Here is a 12168-nt window from a genome sequence, read left to right as displayed (position 1 = left end):
ACGCGATTTGGACGGCCTCACACTACGAATGGTGTCAGATAGAATTTATGAAACGGTGGGGCCCAGGGAAATTGCTGAAACGGTGGTGGGTGTTGTACCGGCAAATCTAGGTTGAGGTTCACTCGCCAACAAGACTACGCACTCGGTCGATCAGCACTGATTCGCTCGAAATCGATATCTGCGAATCGAGCCGTATCCTTGAGAACCTCAACGGCGATCTCGGTGTCGACCTGGAGCTGGTACTCCCATGCTGGCCCACCAATCGAACCCGCTGTCACCTTTTCGCCATCGGCGATCCCCTGCATATCGAGTTCGCGGAGGTGGTCTTTGAATCGCCGCTGACCGAGTTTGTCAGCATCGATTCGTGAGGCGACACTCTTGTACACGCCGTAGATCGGTTTCGCCCGGACGGGAGCATCTCCGGAAAGTTCCAACGCAGTGAGGGCAGCAAGGGCGAGATGTGCTTGTGTCGTCATTTCTCGCATTGCCTCGACGACGGCTTCTCGCTCAACGAGTGCCTGGGCTTCCCGAGCATGTTCTGCACCAACCCAGTCATCACCGTGCTTATCCGCCAGTTCGCCGGCCTTGCGAAGGTATTTGATCGCCTGACGAGCGTCTCCCGTATCTTGTGCTGAAAGCGCAGCGATGAGGGGAATCACATCATCGGTCAGCACGCCACTCCGGAACAAATACTCCTGCCCGGATTGGTCGATTTCGACGACGGTTCCGTCCGAATCTCCATCGACGCCAAGTTCGTCGATCGGAATAAGTTCGGTATCGCGAAATGCCTTCGCTGCGCGCCGACGAAGAATCTGCTGGAGCTGTGTCGCATCATATGGTGAAAAGAGGACAGAATCATCGTAGAGCGAACTCTTCACTTTCGGGCTGAGATTATCTCGCCACTGGAGGTCGTTGCTGATGCCGATGATGCTGGGGAAGACGTGATCCTCAACGTAATCTTGGGCTCGAGCTCGCGGAAGACTATAGAGAATTCGATCATCGTCACCAAGTGTATCAATTTCGTCGAGGACGATGATGATCGTGCCACCGGCCTCATTCATCGCCTCGAACATCATATCCATCACGACGTCGGTCGCGTAACCCGTGGGACGGCTATCGCCGGTGAGTTCCTGGTAGATACGGGAAGCGGCTTTGTACGACGTCGAAAGGTCGTGGGATTCACAGGAGACATATGCAGTCGTGAGATCAAGGTGATCAGATTCTTCTTCGGCGTGTGCTTGGAGTTCAGAGAGTTTTGCTTTCGCAGCAGCAGTTTTTCCCTGTCCGGCCTTTCCATGGAGAAATACGTTATTGGCACCGACTCCTCGGGCTGCAGGAGCCAGCGACATATGGAGGTCTTCCATTTCGTCGGTTCGTTCTGGGAGGTCGTCAGGGCGATATTCTTCACGGAGAACCTCCTCTTGTTGGAAGATAGGCGAAGTATTCGAAAACTCAGTCATATACGGAACCCTCTGGGCAAGACATAATAAAACCCCGACTTCAGGAATGTCCTGAATGTCTTCAACGAGAGTTCCAATAGAAATGAATGGGGCACACCCACACCACCGTTTCAGCAATTCTCGTGTGAGGGAGAGGGGGCGGTCAAATACGGCTAAACTCGGTTACCACCCCGAAAACACGGTATTTAGGCTGTGAACGCCTGTTTCATCCGGAATGAGCTCATAGCGCCCTATATTATATATTATAACGTTTTCGTTTAGTAGTAGTAAGTATAGCAGTAGACAGCTACTAACGACAGTTTATTTAGCACAAAACACCCGCAATCTAGGTGTTTATACGTTAACTCCTTTTCTTGAGCGCTTTTCCGGATTTTTGACCCTGCTTCTAATCCGAGAGAATTGCTGAAACGGTGGTGGGGGTCCCGGTATTTTATCGGCGCAAAATCACGAACTTACATGCTATCGCTGTTCACTCTATACCGGACTCAAGTAGATCGTGACGTTCCCTCAAGGGAGGTCCTTGGAGGCCGGGTTTGGTCTTACTTTTCGGAAATAGCCCTCATTTTCTCCCCTATCTCGAGTGTTGTTCGACTATCTCGCTTTGAGATACGTGCTCAGTTACTCAAATTCTGGGGGCGTGGTTGTCCCTGGAGCTACCTGAATTCCTGAAACGGTGGGGTGTCTTGTGAGCTGTTCGAGACTGTCGATCTCGACTCGGAGCAGAATTCATGAAACCACGGTGTCTCCTTGTTATAGCTTTGTTACCCGACACCTCGCCATCGCTCTCGTCGCCAAATTGGTGAAATAGTGGTGGGTGTGTCCATTCAGACTCGCGTCTGATTCGTGAGAGGCAAGACCGCATCACTACCGGTAACTCCCAGCAACGAGTCTTCGACATCCTCTACGAGGAACTCGACGCACTCGGTGGCACCGTCGTGATCGTCTTCGACGAGATCGACAACATCGGCCAGTCTGACGACATACTCTATGGGCTTCCTCGAGCACGGTCGAATGGCTACGTCGACGACGTCCCTGTCCGCTCTCGAGATCTCTACGAACGATACGTGAAGATCTGCGACCGGCTCGATGCCGACAGCGTGAGCGAACGGCGTGTTCGCGACCACCTCTCGGATATGAATATGCTCGGGCTCATCAGCGTCTACGAACGGAACGAGGGACTCTCGGCCGGCCGGTATCACGAGTATGAGCTTGACGTCCCGATGAAAGCAGTGCTTGAGGTCCTTCTCTCGACGACTCGTTTCGAAGAACTCGCGAACATCATCCAGTCGACAGCCGACGATAACAACCTCCTCCAGTCGGATATCTCCGACTATTAAGTCCGTTTACGATCTCCAGAGGAAAATCGAGCCGAATCCTGTCGCTGAAAGCTCCGGAAACAGTGGAGGGTCTGAATCTCACCAAGAGCTTCGGAAATCAGGGAGAAAGAAATGGATACGAGCGATCAAGTCTTACCAAAACATCTCGTTTTCAACCTCTTGATGTGTTTGGTAAGGCCAGTCAGTTCGCAGCTAAAAGCTTCGGAAACAGTGGAGAGGTAGATACCAGCGTGTATTGAGGATCTCGGAAAGGGTGTGCTGCCTTGTGATATTACTGTAGTGATGAGAGCTCTACGGCCAGTCTAGGACCAATTCCATCAACCTGTTCGAACGTTTCCGAGTCCGCATCCTCAAAGGCTGTGTAACTCTTGAAATAGTCCGCAATATTCCACCCACGGTACGTACCTATACCGTCGATTCTTCGAGCAGTCTCAAACACTTGCAGTTTTTCGTCGCTACGGAGAATGTGCTCGTCTCCACGGACGTCTGCAGTGATAATCTCTCCGCGATCGTCTAGCATTGAGATCGCGAACCGTCCAGTGCTTTCGTCGATCCCCCGCGTGGTTGCGGTGTCTAATACTGCCTCTTGAGAGGTTGAATCAGCCGGCGAATCGAGTGCCTCGTCGATGATTTTCTTGATGGTGTGGAGGACGAGATCATCGGTATCTAACCAAGTATAATCGACGTTCTCCGGGATCGACGGATGGTCAGATCGCAAGTCATCGATTCGGTCTATAAGCTCATCCCGTGTCAGGTCGGTCGTGTTGATGTCGTAGTGGTTGATCGACCCTCTGTCGACGAAGAGTTCTATCCGGTCGTCGTGGGGGTCCTGACGCAGTACAAGGATGCTATGACCGTCATCTGACCGTCCATATCCGATAAGCTGTTTGTTGAGATCTGTGTAAAGGGAAAGATCGAGACCGCGACCGTAGTTCGTCGCGGGCGTCAACGCCTGACTGGGAACACTAAAGTAGGTGAGATATGCGGAATTGTTGATCGTAATCATACATTTCAGGATATCGAACAGCAGCAGAACCGCGTTCAGATAATTTGCGTTGTTGTAGCGGAGTTGGCCGTGAGTAAGCCGATTCCGGAGGTTCATCCCCTGTCGACTCGTGTATCGCCACCGCAAGTAGACGGCGTAGTGCTGTCCGAAAATGTCTGCACCATTCCGAAAAAGACCGCCGAGAAGCTGTTGGCGTGTACCACGGTCGACGATGCTGTACGCGGGACGGCCAATCGATCGGAGTGTATCAACGATGGCTGCCTCGAGGTGTGGCATCAACACAAAGAGGCCTTGAATGTGGTTGCCATCATACAAATCGAGGACTCCGTCTGTGAGGAACGCCCCGGTATCGGGTGAGAGCGAGTCTCCAATCCAAAAGAGCTGAAAGACATCAGCGGGCGTAAGATGGCCTTCTTTGATCAACTGGTACAGTGCGTTCCCAAGGGAGGTCATAGTGCTGCCAGCGTGTTGCGCGTAGGCGTTGGGAATCGTCTCAACTTCCGTCGGATCGATGGCTAACGAGTGTGCTTCTGGCGAGTAAATCCGTCGCTGGACCAATTGAGAGATCACGAACTCTTCGGTCGTGAGCCGCATTTTGTTGACGTCTGGAATGAGTTTACTCGAGAAGACTAAGCAATAGAGTGCGTAGGCGCTGGAGCCGGTTTCCTGCTTTACCTGCTTGAACCACTCGACGAGTGTCTCGGTGTTCTGCTCCATCTCTTGGAGCAGTGCATCCTCAAGGCTGTCACCGTCCTCTTCAGAGAGATTCTCGATCGGAATCTGGGTCAGCTCGCTCTCTATTCCTGACCGGCGGGCCCGGAGTGCTTCCTGTTTCCAGTCCCGCCTTTGCTCATCATCCATATACTCGCCACATTCTGCAATCCCGCTTTGGAGGATGTCGGCCTTCTGAAGCTGGCTTTTAGACGCTATCAGGTTGGCTTCAGTCTGATACGACTCGATGAGAGTACGTTCTACGTCGGCCGTGTCGCGACCGTCCTGCTGTTTGAACTGTCGGAGGAGACGGCGACCTTCTCGTTCTTGATTAAATTGGTTGTTAGCCCGATGCGTGTCCGAAATATCCTCCAGTAGCACGAACCATCTGTCCTTGATGCTATTCGAAAGGTCGTCTAGGTTCTCAATGACGATCTCGATGATGGGCGTGATGAACGTCGATGAAATCGCTTCGTGATGATCGCGGAGAAAATCGAGGACTTCTTCGATCTCATCTGTGGCATTATGGCCCTGAAGACCAGCACGTAACTGAATCCGCCTATATTGATACTGAGCAGCCACACTCAGCCAGTCTTTCTGTTCTGCATCGGCAATCGAGGCTTCTAACTGATCCAGAGCATCCAGCGCCGATTGGAACTGATTGTCATCATACCATCCAGAGAGATCATCTACGAGCTCCGGGAGAGGATTGTCGTCCTCCATTTCGTCGAGCTGAAGACGAGTGTTCTCGTTGAGACGGCTTGGCTCTCTAACACTATCAAAGAGTCTGTCCAGTTGTAGAGCATAGTGACTCTCTTTTTCAGGGTCGCTTCGTGCCCTATCGAGAGCGTCCAGCAACCGGACCATACTGGTATCCGTCGCTCAGATTACGTAAAACTACACGCTCTCACACCGTTATCAGGGTCCTCTCGTTAAATTGGGCTACGTCGCCTCCTCTACAGAAGGCGATTTTAAATACGAACAGCAAACCATTATACAAGTAAATATGCCGAATTCAACTGATCCCGCTGCTGTGGCTCGCGATATTGATACCGGTGACAAGGTACGGTTCCATTTTGACGGGAGCTTCAGTACGCACCAGTTTCAACCGACTTCCCCGTTTGAAACTGAAGTCACGCTGTCGTTGCCTCTCCCTGATAGCGAAACAGAGTACCCGACGACCCGAATTGATGTTCAACCACCAGCTGGCGACCAGGAAGCTGACACCTACTTTTTTGAGGTTATCACACCCGCAACCGAGGATCCATTCGTCACTCCGATACGAGCGGAAAAGAAGGAGGACGGATACAAATCAGAGTGGGGAATCAACGGCATCGAACGGCTTGAGAATCTCCCACAGCCATAATACTGTTGCCCAACCCTTGGAGGGTGTCCCGATACTCTTACCAAATTCTGGGAGCAAAATAGCTCAAATTGTGTGGTAAGAAGAGGAAGCGTTGATTTATGGGACTGCCATCTCAACCAGTCGATAATGGGCGTGAATGAGGACCCTCCCTTTGCGCATTCTCCTGAACATCTTGACCCCTCTGAAGTCCATCATCGAGATGAAAGACTCCAACGCGGGAATCACTCTTTCGCTCACTCCGATCACGATGAGATTCCATATAACGTGCCGATAGCCTGCTCACAGCGGTCGGGCTCAGATCACACTTCTCCTGATTGGCTCTCTCGATACACCTGTTGTCGGAGATGTTTGGTAATCGCTTCCTGAACCTCGTCATTGTCCATGAACTCTGCGAAGAGTTCCTGATTCTGGTCCATTCGATCGATGAACATGCTGGTTAGTGCATCATCGAATTCAAGTGCGAAGTTTTCGCGACTATTTGCGCGCGCAGACCGACGGAGGTGATCGTCTTCTAGGGCGTCTTCCTTGAGCTGCTCGAGGAACAGCTGGTCGGCTTCCGTGAAGTCGGTCCCAAGTTTCTCGTTGATTTTCTCGACGATAGTCGACAGTTCGACTTCGTCATCAGCCTCTGAACCGCCCGTCCCGGTCTCTGTCGGGCCTTTGACTTCACCGTCAGTCGCGCTGAGCCCGATGGAACCTTCCTCGGACTTCTCAAGACGATAGTACTGTAGGGCGAGTTCATCGTCGAATTCCACGGTGGGGTCATGCGATTGCCTCGGGAGTTCCTTGTACAGGAACCGCCCGAAGGTGTAGAGCTTCTCGAGGTGGGTATCCGCGTAGCTGACGATCTGCGACTGGAACTTATACAGCCGCAGGAACGACCGAAGCGTTGAGCGGAAGTCTTCTTGGATTTCCTCCTCTTTGGCGACGAAGCGGTCCCGGGCTGGCTGAACAATACTGCTGAGCTTTCCATGGGCACCTTCCGTCCCCGTGTTGGACGGGTCAAAGAACACCTTCGCGAAGCGGTCGACTTCCTCTTGCTCGTAGATGCGGAACCCATTGAGGTCGGAGGCTAACTGTTGGAGATGCTGTGGGTCCATCTCCTCGGTCACGGTTGTCTTGCCGTAGAATGGTTCAAACGCTTCCTTGATCTCTGCCTGCTCGTTCTCGAAGTCCAGCACGAACGTATCCTCTTTCCCGGGATGCTGTCGGTTCAACCGGGAGAGTGTCTGGACAGCTTGGATTCCGGAGAGCTTCTTGTCGACGTACATCGTGTGGAGAAGCGGTTGGTCGAAGCCAGTCTGATACTTATCTGCGACGACGAGGACCTGATACTCCTGAGTGTCGAAGACGTTGGGAAGCTCCGACTCTTTGATGCCATCATTCATCCTCTCTTCAGTGTAGCTACCGCCATCGTCCTCGACCGTTCCACTGAACGCGACTAGCGCGTTGAGGTCGTATCCATTCTCCTCGATATATTCGTCGATGGACTTCTTGTACCGGACTGCGTGAGCGCGAGAGGACGTCACGATCATCGCCTTGGCCTTCCCACCAATCTTGTGCTGCGTGTGGCTCCGGAAGTGTTCGACGATGATCTCGACCTTCTGAGAGACGTTGTGGGGGTGGAGTTTCAGGAACCGTGATATCGCGTTCACTGCCTTCTGCTCGGGCACCTGTGGGTCCTCCTCGACGACCTTCGCGACGTTGTAGAACGTCTCGTATGTCGTGTAGTTCTGGAGGACGTCGATGATGAATCCCTCGTCAATCGCTTGCTGCATCGAGTAGAGGTGGAACGGTTCGTGCCCACCGTCTCCATCGGGTCCACCAAAGGCCTGCAAGGTCTTGGCCTTCGGCGTCGCAGTAAACGCGAAAAAGCTGAGGTTGGGCTGTTTGTTCCGAGATTTAGCATTCTCTGCCATAGCATCCTCCCAATCCTCGATATCCTCCTCGTCGACACCCGAGAGAATGCCCTTCATTTCGGCGGACATCTCGCCACTCTGGCTGCTGTGAGCTTCGTCGACGACAACGGCGTAATCCCGCTCCGGAAGTGACTGTGCGTGCTCAATGACGTACGGGAACGTCTGGAGCGTCGTGATGATCACGGGCTTGCCAGCCTCCAAGGCCTCCGCGAGCTCCTCGGATTTCGAGCGGTTCTCGCCTTTGATCGGGTGAACGACGCCAGTCTTGTGGTCGAGCTCGTAGATGGTGTTCCGGAGCTGTTCGTCGAGGACGGTTCGGTCGGTGACGACGACGACGCCGTCGAATACCGCGTCGTCTTGGTCGTCGTGTAGCGAACTGAGCCGGTGAACCAGCCACGCGATTGACTTGCTCTTCCCGCTCCCGGTGGAGTGCTGGATGAGGTAGTCTTCGCCAGGACCCTCCTCTTTTGCGCTGGCGACTAGCTGGCGGACACACTCAAGCTGGTGATAGCGCGGGAAGATGATCGTCTCGTCTTCCTCCACGGTGATACCGTCTTTCTTGATCTCCTCCGTGTCGATGTGGATGAACCGCTGGATAATCTCCATCCAGCTATCTTTCGCCCAGACGTCTTTCCATAGATACGCAGTGCGGTGGTCGTTCTCTCGTGGGGGGTTGCCACCGCCCTTCTCGTGCCCCTTGTTGAACGGGAGGAAGTGGGTGTCCTCACCATCGAGTTCCGTTGTGTAGTGGATCTCGTGTTGATCGATAGCGAAATGCACCAACGCACCGCGTTTGAACCGGAGGACGGGTTCGCTCGGATCGCGATCTTGACGGTACTGCTCTCGGGCGTCCCTGTTTGCCTGGTCGGTAAAGGTATTCTTGAGTTCCGCCGTCGCGACGGGGATACCGTTGACGCTCAGTGCGAGGTCTACGCTCAGCTTCGAATTTGTGGCCGAGTAGTGGAGCTGCTGGGTGACGCCGAGACAATTCGCTTCATATCGAGCCTGCAGTTCGGGATTGATTCCCGTGTTGGGTTGGAACGTCGCGAGCTCGATTTGGGTGCCGGTGGTACGAAGGCCATGACGCAGTAGTTCGAGCGTCCCTTGGCGTTCGAGGGCGCTGGTCAGTTCTTGGAGAAATCGTTCGCGAGCGCTGCCCTTGTGAGCAGTCTCAAGTTGCTCCCAGGCCTCCGGCTGGGTTTCCTGTACGAATGAGACGACCTGGTCGGGGAAGATGCCCCGTTCGGCGTCGAAGTCGTCGCTGGGGATACGTGTGTAGCCGCGTTTCAGCAGGGCGGCGGCAATCTCGTCCTCGAAGGCCGCCTCATCGTACTGTTTGCTCATTGGAGACTAGTCTTAGCTTCACTTTCCACTTCTGGTACATCAATCTGGCTCGTGACTGCAGCGGTGACGAGTGCTTGGCGTTTCTCTTCGAGGAGGTCGGTTATTTCGGATATTCTATTGCTGAGTGCAGCCGATTTGTCTCGTAGCTGATCCACTTTTTCGAGTATCTGTTCTTGTTCGTCTTTTGGTGGGAGAGGCATTTTCCAATCCTTCAAATTCTGTTGTGATACCTTTACCATAGAGCCACTAGAACCGTGGGCATCCATACGGATCTGACTTCGAGCAGGACCAGTCACTAACCATTCTGACAGATACCGCGGATCGAGCTGCTCAGCATCGACATTAATTATAAACATTAGGTCTGGCGCAATCAGCCGACGACTATGCTGATCCACCGTGCAGGCATCCGCGACCAGTTCAGGCGTGTTCGCTCGCGTGACCAAGACCTGGTCTGGACTCACGATGGATTCGCTTGGAACTTCCGAAGATGGGCTGAGTGCTTTATTTTTCCCCGGCCTGAATTCACCCTTAGAAACGGCAGAAAGTTTCAGTACTCCATATTCATCATCTTCCGCAGGGCGTGAACTGGCGTTGGGACTCCATCCATTTTGAAGAGAGGAAATAAGCCAGCCGATTCTAGCGGTCTCCCAATGCTCAGGAATTGATTCCACCCCAATGAGTGGCGTTTCTTTCTGCGCCAATTCCCTAGTTCCGTCGGAGCGTCTTCCAGTAATCAGGTTCGTAATCTCTGCATTGCGTTTTGAAGAGAGATATTCCCTGAGCTCTCCAAGTTTATCAGATGCAGCTCTCAGGTTATTGATCGATGAGCTCAGATAATTAGACATTTCTGTTTGTATTTCATATCTGGGGAGATCGACTCGGAATTCTTCTATAAATTCAGTTGGAACTCGCTGCTGTCCCGCAACGCCCCGCATTGCCGTCTCAGCCTCATCCATAAATGGCTTTGAGCGAAGAACGTACCAGAGGAACTCTGTGTTCACGCCTTTTCGTGGTCGGAGTATGTGAAGCTCCGTCGTCCCAAACCCGATACCGTTCTCCAGCCCCCGACAGATGGCACCCTTTCCGTTCTCGAAGGACGGCGTGATCTTCGCTATCGCGATATCTCCTTCCCGGAAGTAGGTATACCCGTCATAAACCTCCTCTAACGGACGTGTTTCAGTGTCTTTGATTTCGCCATCTGTCCCGAAATCCTCCAGCGGGACGAAGCTCACGTCCGTCTTCGGGTCAAGATCCGAGAGTTCCGATTTGGTCGGGTTGATTCGAGCGAGATGCTTCAGACGGACTGTTTCCGGTTCGTTTGCTTTCTCTGTACCGTCAGTGAATTCCGTGATGTTCGCCTGTCCATCCATTACTCCGTCACCTCGCTCAGCAGCTCGACGATCTCGTCTTCCAGTTCACGAATGTCGGCGTCGATTTCCTCTAGCGGCCGCGGCGGCTCATATTCGTAGAAGTAGCGGTCAAAGTTGATCTCGTAGCCCACAACTCCCAATTCGCCATCCTGATCGTCGTGGTACTTACTGCTCTCGTTGATCCACGCGTTCTCCACGTGGGGTTGCACCTCCTCTTCGAAGTACTCCCGCGGATCCGTCCCTAATGGCACCCGTTCGCGGTCGCGAAGATCAGTATCGTGCTCCGGATTCCCCTTACTATCGGTGACGATTTCGGCGTCGTCGTTCTGCTCGCCGAGCGCGCGCTCTATCGCGTTATAAACACTGTTGCGGACGTCGACGTCGTTCCGTTCGAAGCAGTCTTCGACTTCTTTCATGAACTCGTCGCGGTCCATCCACTGTCTCTCCGAGTCCAACTCGTAGAGCGCCTCTTTGACCGCTTCCTGCACCTCTTTGTCCCGGTTCGTGAACGCCCGTTCGTCCTCGAGGCTCTCGATGCGCTCCTCGGTCGCCTGAAAGCTCATCCGTAGGGGTCGGTCGATGACGATGCGACGGTAGCCGAACTCCTCGGTGGAGACGACCTTCGAGCGGCCGTTGGCCTTCAGATCGCCGAAGATACGGGAGACCTCGTCGATATGGTCTTGTGTGAGTTCGTGGCGCTTCTCGCCCAGACTCTCGTCCATCTCGGCGTACAGGTCCTGGGCGTCGATGAGCTGGACCTTCCCTTTTCGGCGCTCGGGCTTATCGTTCGAGAGGACCCAGATGTAGGTCCGGATGCCCGTGTTGTAGAAGAGGTTCTCCGGCAGACCGACGATGCCCTCCAGCCAGTCGTTTTCCAGAATCCAGCGTCGGATGGCCGACTCCCCGCTGTTTGGGCCGCCGTTGAACAGCGGCGAGCCGTTGAACACGATAGCGATCCGTGAGCCACCCTCTGCAGGCGACTTCATCTTGCTCAACATATGCTGGAGGAACAGGAACGCGCCGTCGTTGGTCCGGGGGGTCCCCGCACCGAATCGGCCGGCGAACCCTTCCTCTTCGTGTTCGCGCACAACCTGGTCTTTGACCTTCTTCCAGGAGACCCCGAACGGCGGATTCGAGAGCATATAGTCGAAGGTCCGGCTCGGGAAGCCGTCTTGGGTAAAGGAGTTCCCGTAGATGATGTTCTCGGGCTCTTGGCCCTTGATGAGCATATCCGAATTACAGACGGCATAGGACTCGGGGTTCAGCTCCTGGCCGAAGACGTGGAGGTTTGCGTCGGTGTTGAGCTGGCGGACGTACTCCTCGGCGACACTGAGCATTCCACCGGTCCCACAAGCCGGGTCGTACACTGTGCGGATGGCGTCTTGCTCGGTCAGGGCCCCGTCATCTTCCTGGAAGGTGAGGTTGACCATCAGCTCGATCACTTCCCGCGGCGTGAAGTGCTCGCCAGCGGTCTCGTTGCTCAGTTCGTTGAATTTCCGGATGAGCTCCTCGTAGATGTAGCCCATCTCCTCGTTCGGGACTTCCTCGGGGTGGAGGTCGATTTCGGCGAACTGCCGGACGACCTTATACAAAAGATCGGCATCGGCAAGTCGATCGATCTGGTGGTTGAAAGCGAATTTCTCGAAGATCTCCTT

Annotated in this window: 6 protein-coding genes and 1 pseudogene; 2 read left to right on the top strand and 5 right to left on the bottom strand. The window is 53.8% G+C overall.

All coding sequences use genetic code 11. From position 1 onward, the window contains the following. Positions 1 to 134: 134 nt before the first annotated feature. Complete coding sequence (locus tag FY251_RS18595; RefSeq protein WP_148416521.1) at positions 135 to 1460, bottom strand: Cdc6/Cdc18 family protein; 1326 nt, start codon at positions 1458 to 1460, stop codon at positions 135 to 137. Positions 1461 to 2305: 845 nt separating this feature from the next. On the opposite strand from FY251_RS18595, the pseudogene FY251_RS18590 reads away from it, so the two are divergent. Beyond that, positions 2306 to 2797: pseudogene (locus tag FY251_RS18590) on the top strand (cell division control protein Cdc6); the annotation flags it as partial. A 271-nt stretch (positions 2798 to 3068) separates the two neighbouring features. On the opposite strand, the gene FY251_RS18585 reads toward FY251_RS18590, so the two are convergent. Beyond that, complete coding sequence (locus FY251_RS18585; protein ID WP_148416520.1) at positions 3069 to 5381, bottom strand: DUF4209 domain-containing protein; 2313 nt, start codon at positions 5379 to 5381, stop codon at positions 3069 to 3071. Between the two features lie 166 nt (positions 5382 to 5547). Between FY251_RS18585 and FY251_RS18580 the strand changes: the two genes are divergently transcribed. Further along, positions 5548 to 5880, top strand: a complete 333-nt coding sequence (locus FY251_RS18580; RefSeq protein WP_148416519.1) for a hypothetical protein — start codon at positions 5548 to 5550, stop codon at positions 5878 to 5880. A 299-nt stretch (positions 5881 to 6179) separates the two neighbouring features. On the opposite strand, the gene FY251_RS18575 is transcribed toward FY251_RS18580, so the two are convergent. The 3 genes from FY251_RS18575 to FY251_RS18565 all read right to left on the bottom strand — a co-directional run. Further along, the gene (locus tag FY251_RS18575) at positions 6180 to 9143 is read right to left on the bottom strand and encodes a type I restriction endonuclease subunit R (RefSeq protein ID WP_148416518.1); all 2964 of its coding nucleotides are present in this window, start codon (positions 9141 to 9143) and stop codon (positions 6180 to 6182) included. Beyond that, a complete protein-coding gene (locus tag FY251_RS18570) occupies positions 9140 to 10513 on the bottom strand; it encodes a restriction endonuclease subunit S (protein WP_148416517.1) in 1374 nt (457 codons plus the stop codon). The genes FY251_RS18575 and FY251_RS18570 overlap by 4 nt, the downstream gene beginning before the upstream one ends. Continuing rightward, positions 10513 to 12168 (bottom strand): class I SAM-dependent DNA methyltransferase (locus tag FY251_RS18565; protein WP_148416516.1); only part of this gene is annotated, 1656 nt, incomplete at its 5' end. The genes FY251_RS18570 and FY251_RS18565, both read right to left, overlap by 1 nt.

This window comes from Haloferax sp. KTX1 (genome assembly GCF_902410085.1).
Classification (GTDB): Archaea; Halobacteriota; Halobacteria; order Halobacteriales; family Haloferacaceae; genus Haloferax; species Haloferax massiliensis.
This window is presented reverse-complemented; position numbering and strand designations above follow the sequence as displayed.